General features: G+C 56.7%; 19 protein-coding genes. 13 read left to right on the forward strand and 6 right to left on the reverse strand.

Annotated elements, in window-relative coordinates; translation table 11 throughout:
- Nucleotides 1-402: 402 nt before the first annotated feature.
- On the reverse strand, nucleotides 403-837 hold the full coding sequence (locus tag BSG17_RS21100; RefSeq protein WP_139246747.1) for a hypothetical protein: 435 nt from the start codon (nucleotides 835-837) through the stop codon (nucleotides 403-405).
- Nucleotides 838-1,071: 234 nt separating this feature from the next.
- On the opposite strand from BSG17_RS21100, the gene BSG17_RS21105 reads away from it, so the two are divergent.
- The 3 genes from BSG17_RS21105 to BSG17_RS21120 all read left to right on the forward strand — a co-directional run bounded on the left by BSG17_RS21105 (nucleotide 1,072) and on the right by BSG17_RS21120 (nucleotide 4,246).
- Nucleotides 1,072-1,386, forward strand: a complete 315-nt coding sequence (locus BSG17_RS21105) for a hypothetical protein (RefSeq protein WP_089827371.1) — start codon at nucleotides 1,072-1,074, stop codon at nucleotides 1,384-1,386.
- Between the two features lie 359 nt (nucleotides 1,387-1,745).
- Nucleotides 1,746-2,030, forward strand: coding sequence for a PadR family transcriptional regulator (locus BSG17_RS21110; RefSeq protein WP_089827393.1), 285 nt, complete (start codon nucleotides 1,746-1,748; stop codon nucleotides 2,028-2,030).
- 1,724 nt (nucleotides 2,031-3,754) lie between these two features.
- Nucleotides 3,755-4,246, forward strand: coding sequence for a DUF5518 domain-containing protein (locus BSG17_RS21120; RefSeq protein WP_139246748.1), 492 nt, complete (start codon nucleotides 3,755-3,757; stop codon nucleotides 4,244-4,246).
- A 63-nt stretch (nucleotides 4,247-4,309) separates the two neighbouring features.
- Here BSG17_RS21120 and BSG17_RS27635 read toward each other — a convergent pair whose 3' ends face one another.
- On the reverse strand, nucleotides 4,310-4,561 hold the full coding sequence (locus BSG17_RS27635; protein ID WP_139246749.1) for a hypothetical protein: 252 nt from the start codon (nucleotides 4,559-4,561) through the stop codon (nucleotides 4,310-4,312).
- Between BSG17_RS27635 and BSG17_RS21125 the strand changes: the two genes are divergently transcribed.
- Entirely contained in the window at nucleotides 4,554-6,221 is a 1,668-nt protein-coding gene (locus BSG17_RS21125) for a hydroxysqualene dehydroxylase (RefSeq protein ID WP_089827374.1), read from the forward strand. The genes BSG17_RS27635 and BSG17_RS21125 overlap by 8 nt on opposite strands.
- 17 nt (nucleotides 6,222-6,238) lie before the next feature.
- Here the strand turns inward: BSG17_RS21125 and BSG17_RS21130 are convergent, their stop codons facing one another.
- Nucleotides 6,239-6,898, reverse strand: coding sequence for a hypothetical protein (locus BSG17_RS21130; RefSeq protein ID WP_089827375.1), 660 nt, complete (start codon nucleotides 6,896-6,898; stop codon nucleotides 6,239-6,241).
- 91 nt (nucleotides 6,899-6,989) lie between these two features.
- Entirely contained in the window at nucleotides 6,990-8,123 is a 1,134-nt protein-coding gene (locus BSG17_RS21135) for a helix-turn-helix transcriptional regulator (RefSeq protein WP_089827376.1), read from the reverse strand.
- 464 nt (nucleotides 8,124-8,587) lie between these two features.
- Between BSG17_RS21135 and BSG17_RS28045 the strand changes: the two genes are divergently transcribed.
- The 9 genes from BSG17_RS28045 (at nucleotide 8,588) to hepT (ending at nucleotide 21,382) form a co-directional block, all read left to right on the forward strand.
- Nucleotides 8,588-8,914: a hypothetical protein gene (locus BSG17_RS28045; RefSeq protein ID WP_244531658.1), complete on the forward strand. Its 327-nt coding sequence runs from the start codon at nucleotides 8,588-8,590 to the stop codon at nucleotides 8,912-8,914.
- A gap of 29 nt (nucleotides 8,915-8,943) precedes the next feature.
- Complete coding sequence (locus tag BSG17_RS21145) at nucleotides 8,944-10,671, forward strand: TrbL/VirB6 family protein (RefSeq protein WP_089827377.1); 1,728 nt, start codon at nucleotides 8,944-8,946, stop codon at nucleotides 10,669-10,671.
- A complete protein-coding gene (locus tag BSG17_RS21150; protein ID WP_089827378.1) occupies nucleotides 10,668-11,717 on the forward strand; it encodes a TraC-like domain-containing protein in 1,050 nt (349 codons plus the stop codon). The genes BSG17_RS21145 and BSG17_RS21150 overlap by 4 nt, the downstream gene beginning before the upstream one ends.
- 2 nt (nucleotides 11,718-11,719) lie before the next feature.
- Nucleotides 11,720-13,627 carry a VirB4 family type IV secretion system protein gene (locus BSG17_RS21155; RefSeq protein ID WP_089827379.1) on the forward strand — a complete coding sequence of 636 codons (1,908 nt, stop codon included), beginning with the start codon at nucleotides 11,720-11,722 and terminating at the stop codon, nucleotides 13,625-13,627.
- 2 nt (nucleotides 13,628-13,629) lie between these two features.
- Nucleotides 13,630-14,682, forward strand: a complete 1,053-nt coding sequence (locus tag BSG17_RS21160; protein ID WP_244531659.1) for a hypothetical protein — start codon at nucleotides 13,630-13,632, stop codon at nucleotides 14,680-14,682.
- A gap of 57 nt (nucleotides 14,683-14,739) precedes the next feature.
- The gene (locus BSG17_RS21165; RefSeq protein ID WP_089827380.1) at nucleotides 14,740-18,741 is read left to right on the forward strand and encodes a conjugal transfer protein; all 4,002 of its coding nucleotides are present in this window, start codon (nucleotides 14,740-14,742) and stop codon (nucleotides 18,739-18,741) included.
- Nucleotides 18,742-19,081: 340 nt separating this feature from the next.
- Entirely contained in the window at nucleotides 19,082-20,329 is a 1,248-nt protein-coding gene (locus BSG17_RS21170) for a phage NrS-1 polymerase family protein (protein ID WP_089827381.1), read from the forward strand.
- A gap of 115 nt (nucleotides 20,330-20,444) precedes the next feature.
- Complete coding sequence (gene mntA, locus BSG17_RS21175; protein ID WP_089827382.1) at nucleotides 20,445-20,927, forward strand: type VII toxin-antitoxin system MntA family adenylyltransferase antitoxin; 483 nt, start codon at nucleotides 20,445-20,447, stop codon at nucleotides 20,925-20,927.
- The gene (hepT, locus tag BSG17_RS21180) at nucleotides 20,924-21,382 is read left to right on the forward strand and encodes a type VII toxin-antitoxin system HepT family RNase toxin (protein ID WP_089827383.1); all 459 of its coding nucleotides are present in this window, start codon (nucleotides 20,924-20,926) and stop codon (nucleotides 21,380-21,382) included. Before mntA ends, hepT begins: the two co-directional genes overlap by 4 nt.
- Before the next feature lie 163 nt (nucleotides 21,383-21,545).
- Here hepT and BSG17_RS21185 read toward each other — a convergent pair whose 3' ends face one another.
- Nucleotides 21,546-21,707, reverse strand: coding sequence for a hypothetical protein (locus tag BSG17_RS21185; RefSeq protein ID WP_244531660.1), 162 nt, complete (start codon nucleotides 21,705-21,707; stop codon nucleotides 21,546-21,548).
- Between the two features lie 198 nt (nucleotides 21,708-21,905).
- Nucleotides 21,906-22,091: a hypothetical protein gene (locus tag BSG17_RS21190; RefSeq protein WP_139246750.1), complete on the reverse strand. Its 186-nt coding sequence runs from the start codon at nucleotides 22,089-22,091 to the stop codon at nucleotides 21,906-21,908.
- Nucleotides 22,092-22,241: the final 150 nt, after the last annotated feature.

Genomic DNA, 22,241 nt, shown 5'->3' on the forward strand with positions numbered 1-22,241 from the left:
GCTTCAATCCCACGAGGGTTCGTCTGTAACGGGTGCATAGAACGCACCTTGAGCGCTCATACTGGTGGTTCTCACAAAGACGTTTCCATCGACCCTCAATTCTCGGTTCCCCCTAGGGGGTTGATGGAAAACTAGTGGAATCACCATCTGTAGTGCTATCAGTGTGTACCCCTCCCCCCGGTGTCGCCGAAGGCGACTCCGGTGGTTTCTCTGTGTCGGTCTTTACCGACACGTCTAATAGAGAAATTGGTGGGGGATGCGAAAGAACATCTCTAACTGATAGACACGACACTGGTCGCGAGAAAGATTCCTGTCTCTATGGAGCCAGGTCGACCCGATTAGCCGGGGATTTTTGCGGATTAACGGTCCACAGGATAGTGTTGCCACTCGGCCGTCGGGCCGCTAACCGATGGGAATGTACTTCGAGCGACACCTGGGAAGCATCTTCGCGAAGTCGAACCACCAGTCGAATTCCATCCGGCTGCCGTCTTCCATATCAACCACCGGTGAGTACTCTTTTGCGAACTCGACCATATCCTTCCCCGTACTTTCGGACCAGCTCGCAGCCCCTTCACGAAGGATCTGACACGCTTCATCGAGGGATTCCGGCTCCCAGCCGAGGATCAATCTCGCCGGTCCCTCGCCCTGTTTCTCGACACATTCGACCCAGTTCCCGAGCCATCGGTCGAATGAATCATCACCCTCTCCTCTCCGAGGAATCGTGTCACTTTGAAGGAGGTCGTCGATCGACTCTTCGACCGATTGTTCGACGACTTTCCGGGCGCCCTGAAGCTTACCGACGATCTCTTTGGCGAGGTACATGTCGAGCAGTGACACGCTCCGTAGTCGGCTCACACAACTGCTGTCGACAGACACCGTCATCTATGAATGTCGCTACTGTGGGACGACGTGCACGCCAACCGACACTGTGTGTCCAACCTGTGGGGAACCCGAGATCGTCACCTACCGTTTCTAACTCGCGTGTACGCGCCGCCGCCGACGTACGCCCAGCACCCAGTGGGCATCACAACACGTATCACCCCCACTGCACGATGACTCAGAAACCCACGCATGGCGTCGTCGCTCACCACTCGACTCGAAGCGCTTGAAGCACGCTCGCCCCAACACTATAGCACCCTCCAACGGCACCTTCCACTCCTCCAGACAGCGCTCGACGACGCCACCCGCCCCTACCCAACGGGTCGTCAACTGTACGCCCACCTTGATGATCCACCCCTCCCGGCACGGACCTTCGGGCGGCTGCTCGCACTCCTCGTCGAACTCGAGATTATCGAGTGCTACGCCGAGCGTTCGAGCGCCAATCGCTATGATATTCGTGCGTACGACGCGGCTGACCTCGACGAGCTCGCGACACTGCTGGAGTAATCACCCCTCGCGAGCACACGACGTGTGGTTGGTAGTGCGCCATCCATCTGTCCGTGCGAGACCGATGACGTGCATGCGGGTGTCAGGCTGGTCGCCCCAACCGAGGTCGCTTCAGTTGTACACGGGAACGACGTCGTCACCATGCTCGAAGACCGAGGCCTCTATATCACAGACGCCTCTCACAGTCGTCGCGAAGACGGGACGACACGACTGTCCGAAGTAGGTATGAGTCTGCACAATCTGTAGATCGGTTTACACGCAGTTATAGAATATATGCACAATCTGTTGTGTAATGCAGTGCAGAAATGCACAAGTGTACAGAAACTAATCTAGACAGAGAGGTGATGGGAATGAACGAAATGTTTGGGCTGACAGGGTTCCAGCGAGATCTGCTCGTGGTGGCAAGTGGTCTCGAGAAACCATCGGGACAGGATATCAAAGAGCATGTCGAAGACACAATGGGTACGCAGGTGAAACACGGGCGGCTGTATCCGAATCTCGATACGCTCGTCGAGCGGGGCCTCCTCGAGAAAGGCCAACTGGACCGCCGCACAAACTACTACCAGGTCACCGAAAAGGGAGCGTTGACCATCCAAGAGCAACTCGAGTGGATGCAATCGCAATCCAAAGCGCTGCCGGCCTAACACTCGTTTAGAACTGCGGGTGAGAAACACCCTGTGCCGGTGGCGATATCTCTGAGAACCAGCTGCGGTCGTGTTGCTTCGGAAAGACGGCGCTGCCGGATGCTGCCACAAGTGAGCGGAATCACGTGCTTCATCCAGCAGAAGCGGCACCGATTCACACATCAAGCCAGCACAGCGAGTGCGAGTTGCTCCCACACGTCGAAGCCGAGTTGCTGTGCTGCAGATAATCATCCCACCCACACCGGGAGTCCCATCGTCATTCGAGAATATCTCACAGGGAAGAGCAACCGAATCCGGACAGGTGGTCACTGTTCTCGCTCGATGAGAGCACAGCAGTCCTACCGATTATCCAAACAATGCATAAATCCTGCACAGGATTCATATTTGAACCTCACCTCTTCGACAATCGACAACTCTAGTGCACAGTGCTGGATGTCTGTTCACACCCATGTCTCGTACATGGGTGACACCGGAATACCACACCCAACGGGTATGCCTCTGTTGAGGCACCCTCTATTCGGGACCCGTGCTGGCCGCCTTGGACTTCGCGACTGCCGCGACGTTCGGTGAGGTTGGCACCGTGGCTTCCGTCTGAGTCGAGTCATAAGTCGCGTCTGATGGTCTCCTCCTGCCCTAACGTCGCCGTCTGAATCATTGAGACGCTGTCACATGCTGGATCTGAATTTATACTGGTTCGGATCCGAACCAGTGCATACTAACGGGGAGAGTGTGTAGAAACAAGTACAATCCATCAGTCAATCCCTGACCCGGAGTTGAACGATGGGTTGTGGCATTCCGGTTGACGACGCTCATCCCGAGCGTTCGTCAGCTTTTCCGGACTGAAGTGACACTCGTGGGTAGTGACAGTGTGCGATCGTCTTCTCGTAACGTTCCGTCCACCACGTTCAGCAGTCGCTGCAGTCGCTGCGACGGTGACAACGACGATGACGTTCGCTCTCCTGCGTAGTACTCGTACTGACACGGCACCTCGCACAGCGAATCCCACACTCGGAGTGTCGGATTCGTGTCTCCAACACAGCCACTCCCACCCAACTCAGAAGTTCTCGGTAGCTGGGCTCGGGTTCACAGCGGTCCCAGCGGCAACACGTTCGGTTGACACCCCCTCGGGAAGGGCACTTCGGGCGATCGGCTCAAGAACCAGGAGTTCTCCGTCTGCTGTTTCCATCCACTCCGTTCCGGACTCCGTATCCCAACAACAGGGTGTCCACGTTCCCGATTCAAGTCGTTCCCAGATCTCTGCGTCACCGTAATAGTGTCCGCCACTGCACCTGTAAACTGAATTGATTTTCATAATTACATTTACCCGGTGCTGAACAAGTGTATTGTTAGATTAATGCGTACTACTATAGTATAGATTAATTATATCTAGATTCGGTATTTATCTCGGAGATTGGCTCGTCAGCTGTTTGTGACTCTCGTCGTCGAACAAGTTGGCGTCGCTTGTGGCCGCCGCCTATGCCACACTGACGCCACGTATTCGGGTGTCCACCGTCGTCGCCACAGTTGGGGTGTCAGGCCGGGTGTCGACGCGAGTAGGTCGTGATTCGAGAGGACAAAACGAGTTCTCACTCTTCCCACGGTGGCGTAAGTTCCCCTTCAGTTCGTGCTTCCCTATGGCACCTCCAGCCGCGGCCCAGGTGATGTGTTCTCGCAAGATGGTACTCATGAGCCCTCTATTTACGCACACAAGCCAATACAGTAGTATGGAAACAGCATCCACCAGAGACGTCGCCTCCAACGGAGAAAACTTCTACCTCCACGCACTGTTGGGCGCCGTGGTGACCGTCGCCACGTCCATCATTCCGTTTTCACCGCTCATCGGTGGGGCCGTCGCAGGCTACTTGCACAACGAGGGGACTGGCCGTGGCACACGAGCTGGTCTCGTCTCGGGCATCTTCGCGTCACTCCCGTTGGCAGCGGTGTTCTTTTTCATGTTTACTATCATGTCCTTCGGATCGCTTACCACAGGCGAGTTCGCCGGTCCGATGTTCGTCATCATCATGATCGGGCTTATCCTCCTGATCGCCGCAGTGTATATCCTCGGCCTCAGTGCAGTGGGCGGGTATATTGGCGCGATGTACGCCGACTCGCGGGCTCAAGCACGTGCCACAGCGGAGTTCCCCGTCCCCGACACCACTCACGCGTCAGTTCCCAACGACGAGACTGCTACCGTTGATGACCAAACAACGAAGTGAATCTTCCACCCCCGGTGGGGCTGATGACGTCCTTGGGTATCAACAGCGGTTGTCGCCTGACCGCTATCTATCGGCCTGCTTCTCAAGGAACGTCTCAACAAGGTCGCCATCCGGATTATACTCGATCCCCGACTCAAGGTTCAACAGCACTTTTGCAGCGAGAATGTAGGCCTCTTCCGTTGAGATTCCATACATCTTCCCCAGCTCTTTCATGCTCCCGTGAACCCCCTCAGGAATATCTGCATTGGGTCTCTCAAGAAGAGAGTCACTCTTACGAGTGACAGATCCGCCACCCAACGGTTCAAGTATGTACAAACCAAGGGAAGTTGTGACACAAACTGTTGCAATCCTTGGAGGTGGGATTGGTGGCCTGAGCGCCGCTCACGAACTTATTGAGCGAGGGTTCGAGGTGACCGTTAACGAAGCAAAGGGCCGCTTCGGTGGGAAGGCACGGAGTATCCCCATATCAGACGAGACTCAGGTTCTCGGTGAACACGGATTTCGATTCTTCCCGGGCTTTTACAGACACGTTACGGACACAATGAGCCGGATTCCGTACGGTGAACACCACACAGTTGCCGACAATCTTGTGCCAACCTCCCAGTCGCTCATGGCACGAATGACCGGAGAGGAAGCGGTCGCTTCTACGAAAACACCAGAGACGCTCGACGAATGGGCAGAGACGCTTCGGCCCGGCAACTCTTCGAATTCGCTCTCGGGAAGTGAAGCACGGTTCTTCGCAGAACGGATGCTGACGCTTCTCACGAGTTGTGACAAACGACGTGAGAACGAACTTGAGAACATCTCATGGTGGGACTACATCGAGGCAGAGCGGATGTCCGAACCGTACCAGCAACTTGCAGCGGTAACGCAGTTGCTTGTCGCGCTTCGCCCTCAAGATGGGAGTGCTCGAACTTTCGGACAAATCTATCTTCAGCTGATTCGTGGGCAACTGGACCCCACGATGGAAGCCGAGCGAATCCTCAACGGTCCGACGAGCAAAGCGTGGATTGAGCCGTGGGTCACGTACCTCCAGGACAACGGTGTCGAATTCGTCCATGATGCTCCAGTCACTGCCATCAATTGTACCCGGGAGCGGGTGACCAGTGTCACCGTCGACAGGGCGGGTTCAACAGAAGAAGTGCAGGCCGACTACTACGTGGCTGCACTCCCGGTTGAAGCAATGGTTGAGCTGTTAACTGAAGAACTCCGTCGTGGAGCGCCATCGCTTGCACGTCTCGATCGAATCGACACTGGCTGGATGAGCGGGATTCAGTTCTACCTCTCTGAAGACACCCCACTCGTTCACGGCCACCAGCTCTACTTGGACTCTCCGTGGGCACTCACATCGATTTCACAGCAACAGTTCTGGGAGGAGTACACCCTCTCCGGGGAGAGCGATGGAACCATCGAGGGCGTCCTCTCAGTCATCATCTCTGACTGGGACAAGCCTGGAATCCTCTACGATAAGCCAGCGCGTGACTGCACTCCTGACGAAATCAAAGCCGAAACGTGGGCACAGCTGAAAGCCCATCTCAATCGGAACGGGACTGAACGCCTCTCAGATGACGTCCTTGTCGAGTCGTTCCTCAACCCAGCTATCGAAGAGACGGACACAGGTGTCGTCAATCGTGAACCACTTCTCGTGAACACTGCTGGGTCGCTTCGCTACCGACCGAGTGCAGCCACCAAGTTAGAGAACTTCGTCTTGGCGTCTGACTACGTTCGGACGAATACGGATCTCGCGAGCATGGAAAGCGCAAATGAGGCCGCTCGTCGTGCGGTAAACGCGATTCTGAAGCACAGCGGTGTGCGAGCACCGTACTGCAAAATCTGGGAGTTAGAAGAGCCACGAATTTTCAAACCGCTCAAAGCACAGGACGCAATCCGCTACCAACTTGGTCTTCCTCACCCCGGTGAGACGTTCAAGGGAATCTCGACACCGAGCCGAATGTTAAGTCTTCGTAGTCGGTGAATCCTACGGTTGTAACACTACGATATCTCTTCTAACTCGAGTTGGTCGATAAGCTCATCTGGCGACCCGCTTGCTCCTGTGATGTGGTGCTTTCGCCAAGTGAGCGTCCCTCGTTCGATTTGATAGGGTCGCGGTGACGTCACCGCTTCTTGATCCCACTCTGTCGATCCAGGCTTCGGGTAATTCGTGAGTCGATACCACATAATCTGGTCGTCAGGATTCCATCCAACCCGTGACCACGTCGCTGGTTCGAGTGGGAGGCCCGGGTCTGTTATTGCTGGCGGGAATGCATAGGGGTCGTCTGAGATCGCCTCTCGCTGGGCTGGACTCCCGAGAGCTTCTAGCTCGTCACGAACCGTCGACCCAATTCGTGGTGGAAGTGTGAGTGAGTCCCGAGGCATATCGAAAATCGTTGGTGTACTCTTCTCGAATCGACCAAAGACCAATGTCGGCTCGGAGACTTCCATCGTCATATACGGCGTGTGGGTTGACCGTGAGCGGTCTTCCGGGAATTTGAGCGTCCCCCATTTACCAGCGACCGACCCGTCTTCGGTTCGCCATCTGATTCGCGGTTCGCCGATGTTGTTCCTGCAATGAGTTTCGAGTTCGAAGACGTGGGTGTGTCCTGTTGGATCCTCGAACTGGAATTGATAGTCGTACGAAGGTTCAGTATCCATGAGTGGGTGGCGTTAGATTAGTCACGGATTTGGCGTCGAATCGGAAATGATTTGCTTAACTCTGGGCGGCAAAATTGCAACCGAGTCATCATTATGGCGTTTGTATTGGCATGACTTTCTCCAGAAGGGTGCTACTTGCCGACCGAAACGAGTCAGCCAGATGCTCCAAGGGTTTCTTCGAGCCGCTCATATAGGCTTCATGGAGGTCGATTGCCCATTCGACGATTTCGGGGTCTGAGCAGTAGACTGTGCCTGAAATCTCGGTGGCATCACTAACACTCTTAGGACCAGCAACAACCCAGTCCTCGTCGACGATTAGCAACCCAACGGGCAGCTCTCCCGGGTAGAGTTGCCAATGAACGTTCTCTGCACCAAGCCCTTGTTTGACGTGTTCTGCTCCTTCCGCGACGGTCGGCATCTCATCGAGCGCAGTTGCAGGGCTGATAACATCCATTCGAGTCTCGGAGCGCATGAGCGGGTTGAACGCTTTCGAGATTTCGAGATCGAAGTACGAGGAGAACGTCCGTATGTGGTCTACCTCTGTCTCATCGAGTGAGTCGAGGAACGTGACCAATTTATTGCGCTGTGTGAACGGGTTCTTTGGGTTCCCGGTGACCATCTCTTCACCATCGAGGGCACTCACAGGAAGCTCAGCGCACTCCACACCAAGGTTCTGCAAGCAGGGAGTCTTGTCCAGTATCTGTTCGAAGGCGTGGAGTAAGTCATCGTACGTTTCGAGGACTGCCTCCCCATGTGAGGTCACGGTATAGTCCCCGCATGTGGTTCGGGTGATGAGTCTGTATGTCTCCGCGGTATCAATCGCCCGACCGACGGTCGATCGGGAGGGGAGGTTCTGACGAGACGCAAGCTCGCCTTTTCGGGCAGAGTGTTCGTGTAGAGACCGCAATATCGTCACTCGATTCTGTGACGTTACGAGGAACTGAAGTCTCTCTTCTCCAATCGTGTCTGCTGCGTTGATGTACTGCTGCAGTGCGATTGCACCAGCGCCAGTCAAACGATAGCCATCCTCGGTGGAGGTGATGAAGCCCAGCTCGGTAAACTCGCTAATCAGCTGATTGATCGTCTTTCGAGTAGTGTCGAACTCCACTGCGAGATCCACCTGCGATTCGCTGTCCTCACGAAGCGTTCGAAAGACAGCTGCTACCGAGACCGTATCCGGATTCTGAGCAGCTGTAAAACAGGTCAGGAGTTCCTGAGCGTTCATTATTCATTCATACTCCGTTCTTCCTTTAGTATTTCCTTGTAATTTAAGCAACAAATTCTGTCACGGGGCGTAACAGGTGTGTACGGCGGTGGCTACAAACTCATTCTCCTGTTGGTGGAACGTATGCAGGAGAGGCTGAATCGAGGTGTCTTGCAAGTTCTCTTGAGTCCCGCGAGAGGCCTGAGAGGATACCAAGCATCCGTCAGCGACCGCCTTCGCCTGCATATGGGTCGTGTCCCCCTGACCGCTCCCCTCCTTCGAGAAGCAGACTCCAAAATCTCAACATGACCCGAAATACCGATTCAACCACTTCTGATTCCAAACACGAGACAGTACTCACAGCCAATTTGCAGGCTGGTTCAGACCCTTCGCCTCTCAATCGCGTTCGGCAACGACTTTCCAACTGTGTCACACGCGTGAAATCACATCGGAGCGACTTCCTCATCGGGTTGACCAGTTCGATTATGGTTCTGACGTTTCCTGCCCCTGTCGCTGCACAGTCGCAGGTCGGCAGTGGAATCTGTGGAACGCCCCTCGCAGAGACGATCAATCAGGCAGCCCCACTCGTCGTAGGGACGCTCATGATTGGAGCGGCGATTCTATCGTACATCCTCCATACTGCAGCTGGCTTTCCGAAGGACCCTCAAACAGTCCAAGCGCTCAAAGATTGGCGTAATCGAGCTGGCATGAGTGCCGTCACGACGCCACTGTTCGCCGTCGTCATCGAGATGTTCATCGGGTTTACTGGAACGTCCGTCGCGAACTGTGTCAGTATCGTCCCCTTCTTCTGAGGAGGCCCTACGCTGACGCTCTCCCTTCCATGACACACAACTCACGTCTCTTAGTGGTGATTGCATTGACGCTCGTCGCGAGCGCCGGGTTCGTTCCCCTCCTCGCCGTCGCGGATGCCCCGACGGGTCCAAGCCAACTCGGCACACCAGGCGAGCCAACGCCCAGTGGTGACGAACAAAGCGGCGACTCCAACGAAGAAGCAGGCTATTGTAGTGGCATCGACCCCGTCAGCGGACAAGTCTGTAACGGTGTCGTCGATGCAGCTCGAGCGATCGCACACGGGTATCTTGAATTCGCTCGCGACGTCGCTGAGTGGTCTGTCGAGTTCCTCGTCTCTCGGCCTGTTCCGCTCGACGATGGCAAGATGGAACTCGTCGATCGGCCGACGAACGCGCCGATGGGGACCGCCTACGATATGTGGTTCACCAAGGGCCTCCCAATCGGACTCGCCCTGTGGGGTTTCGCGATGGTCGTACTTCGACTCACGACGATTCTCCCAGGTGGCTCAGCTGCAGCGCACCAGAGAAAGACGCTGCGACAGAAAGGCTGGTTTGGATTGTTCTTCATCCTCGCGTCGTGGATCTGGGCCGCCGTCATCTTGCATCTCTCACAGGGGATGATCCTCGCCGTCGCACCCGACGGTGCTGACCTCGTTGCTGACTTCGGGTCGATTGGGGGGAACAACGCCGCCGCCGGACTGGGTATCATCCTCGTGTGGTTGTCCTCGGGCGTGCTGTTCCTCTTGATTGCGCTCGTCTTTGGCCTCTCGTGGGTCTCAGTGTTCATCTTCGCTCCAGCGCTCCCAGTCTTCATCGCCCTCTCCCTGGTCGATTTCGGTCCACTCAGTATCGTCTCAAAAGTGGGCCAAATTGGGCGGGATATGTTCGTCACCGTCTCGTTCTTGCCCTTCCCGACAGCACTCGTCTTGGGCTTCGGCTATCCGATTATCAACGCCGCTCGAAGTGCAATGCCCGGCCCGACATCCATCGTCCCGGGACTCGGCGTCTATGCGTTGTTGACGCTGTGTCTGTGGGTGATTGCGCTGTTGTCGCCAATCATGTTGTTCGTCGGAATGCGTTCGATGCGGCCGTTCTCGTCGATGGCTGCTGGCCTTCTCGGTGCGGTGTCGGCGACGAGTCTCGCGAGTGCGTCGAACAAGGTCGGGAAAGCTGGACGTGCGGCGACGAGTGCTGCGAGTTCCGCTTCTAGTTCACGTGTGGACCCGGTGCAGGGATCGCCATTTTCGAGTGACAAGGCGGGTTCGACTGGGACTGTCGGCGCGACCGGAACGAGTGCGGCTGGCGCACTGGGAAGTGCCTCAGGTGGGCTTGCTCGGAGTGATAACTCGGCGACGACGAGTCTTGGAGCATCGAGTACCTCGAGTTCGTCTGGTACTTCGAGAGAGACCTTCACCGACTCTCGGATTCCTTCCAGCGTTTCCCTGAACAATGTTGTATCACGGTCTGACCTGGCTAGTGATCAGAAATACCGAGCGGGATATTTCAAACCCGATGGAGAATTTGAGGGAGTTGGCGGCACTACTTCCGACCGAGATTGGACTCTTAACAAAGGCTACGAACGACTCGACAAGGCATATCCTGATAAGACACTCGTGCTCCAGGGGGCAGAGGATGACGAGTTCTATGACATCCGTGAGGTCATAGAAAATGAACGATATGGTGGCCCGTACTCGTATGCCCAACAGACAGCTGAGAGTCGCGAGACGGTCTTCAATACGCGGGGGCAGAACGAATGAGCCATCGCGACCCGTCACGGCGAATCCTCGATGAGTTTGGGGCGAGTGACGAGATTTTCGGCATCGAAATCGACTACAGCCTCAACGACCTGAAGTTATTCATCCCTGCTGGGGTTGTCTGTATGTTCATTCTGCTTGCAACCCCACAGTGGCTGAATATCGGCGGAATTCTCCTGGCAATCGGTGTCCTCCTTCTCACAGGCGCCTTTGTTTTCGTTACGCCGTCTCACAAATCGCCACAGCAGTGGTTAGCGGACATGATTATGTTTTCACGAGCAGAGCACACCAAAACCGCAGTCGCTGAAACGCCCGCCAAACAGACCGACTCGCTCACACAGGTCGAGCGGTTTCTGCCCATTTCGGGTCTTGTCGAACGTACCGACGGCGATCTCGTCGCCGCCCTTCGCGTCAGTCCAGCCAACCTCTCGCTTGCGACCGACGAAGAGTGGGAGGCGATAGCCGACTCCTTTGGCAGTGTGTTGAACGCGCTGGATTTCGACATACAGATCCATTCGACGGCCCGCCCCGTTGAGCCTGAGCGCATTACGTCCGGGTATCGCGAACGACTGGAGGACCCTGACGTCGTCGAGAATCCTGCTCTCGGAGACATCATCCGTGTCTACCAAGAGAAGTTCCCGGCTGAGTTCGAGAGCCGTGGCATCTGTGTCCGCGAGTATCACATCCTCATCCCGGTCAGTATTCGCGAAGTACAGCTCGCTGACCGGGGTGCACTCGCGAAGCTCTGTGACCTCCCGATGATTGGCGGATGCATTCGAGTCCTTGGGGCTGAGAGTACCCAACTCACGTACGAGGAGATCCGCGAGCGACAGAAAGAGGAACTGGAGCGTCGCCTTCGGGCAGTTGAGAGCGGGATTCGTGACCTCGAAGGTTGTGACGCAGAGCGCGTTTCAGCTGATGAACTCTCTGCCCTACTCGAGGAGTACTGGAGTGGCGAACGAACACACTACGGCCCGAGTGCCGGGCAACGCAACGAGCGCGTTCGCTCGGTTCCCGTTGTGACCGGTGACGACTCTGGGAGGTACTAAGTATGCTCAAGACACTCATCGAGCGGTTCACCAGTCTCGAATCGAACGACACTGACGGTGCGGAGGATCACGACCGAGTCCACGCACAGAATGTCGCACCGTCGAGTATCAAGCTCGAATCCGATATCACACGGACGGGTGAGCGCTGGGCGAAGACACTGTTCTTCGCAGACTTCCCGGCAGCAGCAACGCCCGGCCTGCTCGATATGCTGACGACCCATCCGAGTGCCGACATCGACATCTCGATTCACGCCAGCCCCCGTGAGTCAGAGCAAGCCATCAAGCAGTTCGAGCGAGCAATTACCGACCTCGATGCGACGAGACGCGAGAAAGAACAGCGTGGCGGGGCCTCTCTCGGTGCAACTCAACGCCGACTCCAAGACCACAAAGAGGTTCTCGCGCAACTCACAGACGGCTCACAGCGGGTTTTCGAGGTCGCCGTCTATCTCACGATCCGCGGCAACACGAAGAAAGAGGTCCAAGAGACGACCAACCGCCTGCAGTCGGAGCTGATGAAAAAGCGCCTCGTCACAAAGTCCGTCGACTACACCCAAGACGACGGTCTCGTGAGCAACAGCCCGATTGCGAAGGATACGCTCGAACAGACAACGCCAATGTTGGGGAAGGCCGCCGGCGCACTCTTTCCCTTCTCAGCCAGCACCCTCATCGAAGAAAGTGGCGTCCTTGTCGGGTATCACGCGACGACCGATGCTCCAGTCGTCATGGACCGATTCGATCGAGAGAACGGTTACAACATCCTCACGGCCGCAAAGATTGGCTCGGGGAAATCGTTCGGGACAAAACTCCTGAACCTGCGGCAACTCGCAAAAGATCCCGATACGATCCTCATCATGATCGACCCGCTGGAGGGCTTCCGCAGTCTCTCTGATGCCCTCGATGGTGAGCACATCGTGGTTGGCGGGACCCGAGGATTGAACCCACTCGAAATCAAGCAGACACCAACACACGTGCTGCGAGACGCTCCTGACATCGACCCCTTCAGCCAGCGTTTCAGCAGCGTCATGGGCTTCTTTGATACATTCTTTGCCCACGTCGGCAACGGTCTCGACAAGAAAGAGCGTGCTGTCCTCGGCACCACTGTTCGAGAGGCCTACCGCCGCAACGGAATCACAGCAGACCCCTCGACACACGGCAATGCGAGTCCGACGATTCGCGATGTGATTGGCATCCTCGCCGAAATTGCAGACGACGCCGCGGGGTTCCTGGATTCGGTCGATACCGAGGCAGCCGACCCAACCGAACTGGAAGTTGAGAAGTGGCAGGAACGTGCCGCTGACCTCCGGATGGCGATGCGTCCGTTCATGGGCAACGGTGAGTTCTCGAACCTCGCCGGCGAAACGGAGGTCAACATCTCCGATGAGAAGGTCGTCTACTTAGACCTCCAGCAAGGCGAAGCCGACCGTGAGATCGCGTTGATGATGCAGTTGCTTTTCGACAACGTCTACCAGCGAGCCAAAGAGACGGACAAGCGCGTTATCCTCGCCGTCGACGAGGCGCATTACCTCATGGAACATGAAGGCAGCCTCCAGTGGCTCGACCGGGCCACACGGCACTCTCGGCATTACGACTTAAGCATCCATCTCGTGACGCAGGAGCTCAAGGACTTCTTCATCCACCCCCGAGCAGAGACCATCGCAAACAACTGCTCGATGAAGATCCTCTATCGGCTTCCCGGCCTCTCCGAAGAGAACTGCGCGAAGCTCGGATTAACCTCTCGCGAGGCAGAGTTCATTCGCAATGCGAAGCCGGGTGATCGAGACCGTGGGTATAGCCACGCACTTGTCTCGGTTGAGGACGAGGGAACCTACCCAGTCAAAGTAACCGCACTCGAGGAAGAAGCACAGCTCATCGAATCATCCGAAACGAAGAAATCCTCTGATTGGGGTTAATCATGGCTGACGAAACCCCTCCACCGGACTATGAGATGGTGAATATGTTTCACAAAGCTCTCGGGCGTGAGAGCAGCCACTGTGAAGCATGTGGAAGGGTTGTTGATGGTAACGATATTGGGGATTTCAACATACTCCTACTCGAAGAGAACGTCTTCACCCCCGAGAATCACGTCGTGATTTGTCGCCGCTGTGAGAAACGCGATGGATGGCGTGAGGCTGTCCGCAAAAAGCGTGCAGCAGAGCAACCACAGCCACCGACTTCGATTCGTGGGAAGCTACGGAACCTCCCCGATTCCATTCGCGACTACGTAACTGACCCAACGGCACGCTTCCTCTTTGCCCGTCGCCTTGGCGTCCTTGCAGTACTTCTCGTCGGCGTCCTCCTACTAATCCCTCCAATTGCTGCAGTCGCCGGCGCGTTATTTGTCTCTCCAGACACGGGCCTGCAGTGGTTCAGCCAGTCGATTACAACGATTACCGTCGTAAGCAACATGCCCCTGAACACACTCGCCTGGATATTCACGGGGCTGTTCGGCATTATCTACTTCGCCCACGTCGCCGAGAGAGAACGCAACGATCCCACAGGCTGGGCTGGTGAGTGGAATCCACCGAAGTGGTACGCCCTCGCTGTCTACTCCGCCATCGGTCTGTACGGTGCGGTCACACTCATCCTCGTCGCCATCGAAAGCGTCCCAATTGGGCGACAATTCGGCGCTCGAATCTTCTGGCTGGTCGGCTCACTGGGTATCGCCTACCAGATCAAAGACGCACTGCGCTTGGACCTCGTGCGGATGGTGTGGCAGCCCCGCCGCGAACTCTGGGAGTTCCCGACCCGATACGGGTTCGTCCTTGCGCTCACCGCATTCGCCGTCGGGCCCCCCGCCTCGCTTCCGACGTTCACCACGCCGTTCCTCGCAGCACTGACGCCGACTGTGAGTGCCGCCTACATCATCGCTCGACTCCCCCACGACCGGGTGTTTCGAGACAAGTGTATCGCTGCACAGGACCGCCTGCTCGAACTCCTTCGCATTCGCGACAATGACGACAACTAATCCACTCCGACAGCCGCATCACTCACCAAACAACATCCCCCAGCGAGGTAGCCTCGAATGACCCGCGAGTATATCCGGGTCACGCCCACGTCGGAAACACTCCCAACCACTCGGATTCCAACTTCCCTCGAGAGCCTGCACAAACTCACTGCCGAAGAGTCCTCACTCACACAACGGCTGAATCCACTGCATTCGAGTCCACCGCCGACGTTCGAGTTTCTCGCCGTGAGCGAGGGTGCCGACGAGCCAGTCGAGTTCTACTACGGAGCCGATACCCACCTCGACACACTCGAGGAGCGTCTCACGCGGATCTATCCGTCATCGTTTGATCTGTCGCGAGAATCCTTCGACGTCGAATCGAAACTCGTCGCTGAGGACACACCGCGTGATGATCTCTCACCACGCGGCGTGCGATGGCAGGGGTCGAGTATGCGGAAAGACGACTGGATGATGCTGCTCACGCGGAACGACTCCGAACCGTTCGCAGACGACGACCTGTCACTCCCACTCGTTTCGCTCGTCGACGAACTCGCTGACGTTGAGGCACCCACCGTCTTCCAAGTGTTATTCCAGCGGAAACCCGACTGGTCACCGACAGCCGAGAACCGCAAGCTCAACCTCCGAAACCAGACGGACACGTTCTTGCAGAAAGCGACCGACGCCGTCTTCACCGACACACGAACGCTGGCTGAGAAAGAACAGCATCTGAGTGATGGGGCCACCCAACGGCTCGAAGAACTCAGCGCGAAGAACCCGAGGCGAACCTTCACCGTCAATCTTCGAGCGGTCGCTGTGCCCACAACCGAGGCCGACGAGACACCGATCGACGCCCAACTCGACGACCTCATGACGGTCTTCGATTCGATTGGTGGGGAGTTCTACGAGGTCGAGCGTGAGCGTCTGCGAGCGAATCGACACCGGGAATCGTCGAAACGGAAGCACGCCCTCGCTGTCTTCGACCAACTCCTCGATCGAGAGCTCGTGACTGGCCGGGGGCGAACGACACCGGATTTCGTTTGTAATTCCCGCGAACTCGCGCAGTTCACCACCATTCCGTCGGGAAGTGAGTTGAGCGTCGAAGGGTCCCGGCGAACGCGCTCCGAGCAGGAGAGTCGGAGTTCACTGCCCTTGCCACATCACGACCACATGGAGAGCCTTCGTGAGGGGATGGCGATCGGTCATGCCGTCGACGAGAATGGCACGCCGCAAGATGAGCCGGTGTGCATCCCGACGTCGTCGCTGGTCACGCACTATCTTCGGGCGGCGACGACCGGCGGCGGGAAGTCGAAAGCACTCCTCAACGACATCCTCTCGGCGTCCGCCAACACCGACGGCCCAGTCATCGTGCTTGACCACAAGGGCGACGGGCTGGCGGAGAACTACATGCGTGCCCACGGCCGGCGCTTCGGGATGGAGGACCTCGAGGAGAACGTACTTCACTTCACGGTCCCCGATATCCTGCCCGGCTTCTCGTTTTTCGACCTCCGCGAAGACCTCTCGCGTGGCGTCCAACGGACGGACGCAATCAAGCGCAAGGCCGACCAGTACAAGCAAATCCTCGAACTCGTCATGGGGAAAGACTTGTTCAGACGCGCCGCGACCTCCCCGATCCTCATTGAGTCGCTCATCAAGGCGCTGTTCGACGAGGAATACGGCCGTGAGAACGGCAGTTATCGCGAGAGTGAGAACTACTTCGGCCACGAACAACTCGAACACGCCTCCGACCAGCTTGCGGCCGCCGGCCCGCCTGAACCGAACGAGGCGGCGTTACCGAAGACGACCGACGTCGCTGCCCGGCGGGAACTCCGTCGGAAAGTCAACACGGATGCGAACACGTTCTCGACGATTCTCACCGGATTGAACAACCGTCTCGCCTACGTCTCTCAAGACGCCAATCTCCGGCGCATTTTCAACAACACCGCTCGACAGCTCGATTTCAACGAGATCCTCGACAGCAACCAGGTCATCCTCTTTGACCTCGGGGGGTTGAGCGACGAGGCGGCGAAACTGCTGACCGGCCTCATCCTCGCGATGCTCGAAGACGCGCTCCGGACGCATGAGGACGACCTGACGCAACGCCCCGACGACTACGTGGTCAACCTCATGATCGACGAGGCCGCGTCTGTGGCCGCCTCTGACGTCCTCAACAATATGCTCGAGAAGGGGCGGAGTTTCCGACTCTCGGTGGGACTCGCGATGCAGTTCCCCGAGCAGATGCAAGCCGAGGGTGGCCGACGCTTGTATCTCAACCTGCTCAACAACATCGGGACCTTGCTCGTCGGGAAGATCAACGTCGACCGCGAGCTTGCGAATGCGATGGCCCACGAAGAGTTAGACCCCGAAGCATTCGCCAATCGAATTCGGTCGCTGCCACGCGGCGAGTGGATTGCCCAACTCCCCAGCCCGACGTTCGGCGAGACTGGACCGTACCCGTTCAACGTCAAACCACTCCCAATCCCAGCAGGCCATCCGGAGAGTGAGTCACCACTCTCAGCACAGGAGGAACAGCGGTTCCAAGACGCGCTGTCCGACGTGCATGAGCGGACGCAACAGGAGTTCGGCGTTCCCCGCGACACCAGTCAGCCGACTGCGACGACGCCCGACGAACTTGGAGACCTACTCGATGTCACCACCGACGACTTGGACGTCGCCATCGCGAAGACTGTCCGGAGTGTGCAACTCCGTGAGGGCGTTCGTGACGACAACGAGTGGGTGAATGTCGAGACCGTCGACGAGACACTCCGAGAGTTGTACGAACAGGTCGAGACCGAACCACCAGCCTACGAGGAACTCACGGAGATCCGCAAACGGTCACGACTGCTCGATACCACGGTCGATATCGACGCCGACGAACTCATCGTCAAGCTCACAGACGCCGGCGAAACGGAAGCTAAGCCGGACACGGGCGACGTGCGATCTGCCGGTGGGAGCGACCACGACGATGCGCTCTTGGAGATCGAGCAAGCGTTGTCGCCGCTGGGGTTCACCGTCTCGATTCTCACCCAAGACGGCAGCGAGATGCCAGACGCGAGAGCGACACATCCAGACTGTGACGCACCTTTTGCTATCGAGGCCGAGACGACCACTCCGAAGAACCCAGCGAAGGTACTCACGAACCTCCAGAAGGCACAATCGGAGAGCGCAGTTCCGCTCTTTGTGGTTCGACCGGGTGAGACAGAGACCTACTGGGCCGAGCGACTTGATCGAGTCCTCTCGTCTCCGATTCGTGAACTTGCAAACGGGGAGACGCGGTTCTATACCCATGACGTCCCACTCACGTTCAATGGTGGAGCGACTGAGCTTGGTGGTGTAACCGCTGTTCGCCCAGTGAGTGAGAACGACGACTCGAAGCGTTCTGTGTGGGTGAAGAATGAAGACGAGATTGTCCTCCAAGATGGGAACGCGACAGAGCATCTCCGTGTCTCTACGTGGGACGAAGTGACGAAAGATCGTGTGCCAGCAACCTACAGCTACGATCGGCCGGTCGAGGAATACCTTGTCTATGAGCGTGGGGAGATTCACGCCTATGAGTCAAAGGATGCGTTTGAGGCAGAGTGGGTGAAAATCAGCAAGCCGTTCATCCCTGCAGAGGAGTTGACGAACCCGACGTACGGCACAGACAGCTACGCAGTCGTCATTCTTCGTGAGAATGATGAACCGGTCGTCTATGATGGGGGTTCCACGAAGCCACTCGAAACGCTCTGCAACACATCGTTTGGCTCCAGTAGTGACCCACAGACAACTGCAGCCGGGGGACGTAATGATGTAGCTTACCCGGATCTCGAGGCGGGTTGGAGAGACGACCCGAACATCGTCGCCGGACAGTTTGCCAAGGAATGTTTGGTGGTCGATGAGGGGAACGAAGTCAAGTCAGCAGCTGTCTATGAGCGGTACAAAACGTGGGCTGAAAATCATAGCGCAACTGTCGATTCGAGGAGTTGGTTTGGCCGTCGTCTCAGTAATCAGATAGAATTTGAACGGGAGACAAAGCATCCAGATGGAGAGTCGACAGTCTACTATCTGGGCATTGCACTCCGGGATTCGGAGGGAACCCGATGAACCGCGATATCGTACGGTATAGCGCTTCTACATTGCTTGCACCGCATTCGGAGAGTGCGTTACGGCAAGCGAATTTTGCGATGCGGAAAAATCAGCAAAATCGCAAGACGTGGCGGTGTTCCACCCAATACCGCTATGCGATATCAGAGACACCCGTTCAGGAAAATGCGGTATATGCGGTAGGACTGGGACATGGCGCTCCTATTTGCGGATTTGGAAACTCCGCATCGCAAAAACCAACTAGTATAGATGGGGGGTATGCCGGTGCAAGTGAGCGAAGCGAACAGCGGGGGATTTTTTCTGGCGCCAAAAGGGGCGCGGCTTCCAGAGGAGATAACCAATGACTGAGGAACCTACCGAAACTCTGACACAGGAATCGATACCGGACGAATTAGTTGAACGACCCCAGTGGGTGTGTTGGCGACGGGAGCAACGAGACGGGAAGGCGACGAAGATTCCGGTGGTGCCTGGGGTGGGGTCGTTTGCGTCGTCAACGGACCCCGAAACGTGGGCAGACTTCGAAACCGCACGCGACTATCTCGAACGTGGCCGGGCAGATGGAATCGGCTTTGTGTTCACCGAGGAGGACCCGATCGTCGGCGTCGACCTCGACGACTGTCGCGATTCCGAGAGTGGTGACACCGACGACGATGCACAGGACATCATCACCCGACTGGATTCCTACACCGAAGTGTCGCCGTCGGGAACCGGGTATCACGTGCTGATCCAAGGGAGCTTGCCGGAGGGTCGGAACCGACGTGGCAAGATCGAGTGTTACGACACGGCACGCTTCTTCACCGTCACCGGCGACCGAGTAACAGGGACACCAACAGCAGTGTCGCAGAGACAAGACGCCCTAGAAGCGATCCATCGTGAGTACATCGCAGACGAGGAGACATCCACGCAAGCGACAGACAGCCCTACGGATGTCACGCAGCGAGATGAGACCACACCTAACACCTCACTCGACGACGACACCCTCCTCGAGAAAGCGAGCAGCGCTTCGAACGGTGAGAAGTTCGACCGACTGTGGAATGGGTCAACGAGCGGCTACGACAGTAACTCAGAAGCGGATATGGCGTTGTGTTGTCTGCTGGCCTTTTGGAGCGGCGGCGACGCGGCGCAGATGGACCAGTTGTTCCGCCAGTCAGGGTTGATCCGTGAGAAGTGGGACGAAGTACACTACGCCGACGGGTCGACGTACGGCGAGAAGACGATCGAGCGTGCCATCGAACGGACCGCAGAGTTCTACGAACCACGGTCGGCAGAGCAGTCAGAGACAGACACACCCACCACCGATGGCGATGACGCCGACGAGACGCGTAGTCGAGCATACCTCGTAGAGAAAACCCGGCTGTTACGAGAGCGTGTGAACACTCTCGAAGCAACGCTCGACAAGCGAGACGAACGTATCGAGGAACTCGAGGCAGAAGTAGCACGGCTCACCGATGCCGATACAGCGCAGACCGAAACGTCTGACGTCGTCGACGACGATGGACACACGGAGGCGACTGATGATGAGGCCGACTCAGAGACGTCGTCGCTGTGGGGACGAACGAAGCGATTGCTTGGAACAGACGCTGAGTGACAGCAGCGTTTTTTGACTCCGTCAATGGTGACGAAGCCCAGAAAATGTCCAAATACCGCATCCAACGACTGGGATGGCTGAGATTTTATATGCTACAGGCCCGTGAGTCAACACAATGAGAACCGTTGAGTCAGCTGCCATCGACGATTCCCTCCCCGTTGAAACGATTCGAGGGATTCTTCGGGAGCACTCAGTGCAGTGTGCACTTCTCTTCGGTTCCCACGCGACAGCGACGACTCACCCGACGAGTGACATCGACATCGCAGTCGAGTTAGAAACGACTCGACGCGAGGACCCAACATACAATGATGCGTTCTTCAGTCTGAGTGCAGACCTCAGTGAGGCACTCGAAACGGATGACGTAGACCTCGTCGATATTCACACGCTCTCACCACGCGTTGCTGCATCGGTCTTCGAGGAGGGAATCCTCCTTGTTGGCGACCCGGAACACGCCGAGGAGCTTCGACGACGTGTGACCGACAAATCGTCCGATACGCGGTCGCCACGCGAACGCTTCGACGACGCACTCGCGAAGATTGATGAGCATCTCAGCGGGTCCGGTGTCACGGCAACTGATGGACACGACCAACAGCGATGACTGACGACGTGTTCCCAGCAGACCGTCTCAATCGAATTCTCGTCGCCGTCGACACAATCGAGGAAAGTCTTGGGACACTCGCTCGCAAGCAACAGCTCACTCGCGAGGAGTACAAGCGCGACCCGGATACCCAAGATATCGTCGAGCGTCGCTTCGTGAAAATGACCGAGGCAGCGATCGACATCGGTGAGGAACTCGTCAAGCACGAGCGTGGGCAACCACCACAAAGCAACCCCAAATCAATGCGAGCGCTTGGCGAAATTGGCGTCCTCTCACCGGCAACAGCCGAACAGATGGCTCAAGGCGCACGCTTCCGGAACGTCCTTGCGCATACATATGGACGGATTATCGACCGCGATGTTGTCTACAACGCACTGCAAGATCTCGAGCGGTACCGGACGTTCGTCGTCGAGGTGCGGGAATACCTCGATTCGATCGGTGCACTTGCCGATTGACGAGAATAGAGAGTAACAGTGCGACTTCGTGGTAGAGACCCGACACTCAATAGCCGAGAGACAGCTTTGACTTACCCAACAAACATCACGAATTTCAGAATGGTTGGTTAACAGGACGGCGAACGCTCAACGTCTCTCTTTCGATGACACTTGTCTGGACGCCTCACCCAGTGAGTCGAAGCCCATCCGTCGCTTCGTAAAGATACCCTTTCAGCATCAGCTGCTCAAGGAGATCTTCCGCCTCTGGCCGCTCGAAGCCACCGGCAGTGAGGAAATCGACAGCTGTGTCGTGTGTAATCGTTTCATCGTCATCGACACCCTGCATGATGAGTCCAAGTGCAGCTTCTTGTGATGGCGTCAGTGGGGTCGACGAGTTCTGCATTGTCTCAGGTTCTGTTAGCGACCACCGAGACTGTTGGGGTTGTGTGGCTCTGTTGAAACCCTATTAGCTAGACATTTTTTGTGCTGAAACAGCCGGTGAATGGGGTTGCGAGTAGCTCATGACCATCATACTGAGTGTGAACTACTGTGAACCCACAGACCGTTCGAGCGCTTTGAGACCAAGATAGACGACTGCTCCGACGAAGAGACCCTCGATAGCTACGTTCGCCACAGTGGATTCGAGAGATGTTAAATGTACTATTTGAGTGACTGCTACCCCAAGAGCCGCAAAAATGCCGGCGGCGAACGCAAACTTGACTTGGCCCATATTGCAGTTAAAAAACATATTCGAATAGTTGTTTCGGTGGTAGACTGTACTCAGTATATCCCCTGTACTTAGCGAAGACCCCTCCCCAATCATGTTAGCATCTGAGGATTTCAACAGAGCCGGTTGTGTCGACTTCTCCTTCGAAGCGTT

Origin of the sequence: Halogranum amylolyticum (assembly GCF_900110465.1) — an archaeon.
Lineage (GTDB): Archaea > Halobacteriota > Halobacteria > Halobacteriales > Haloferacaceae > Halogranum > Halogranum amylolyticum.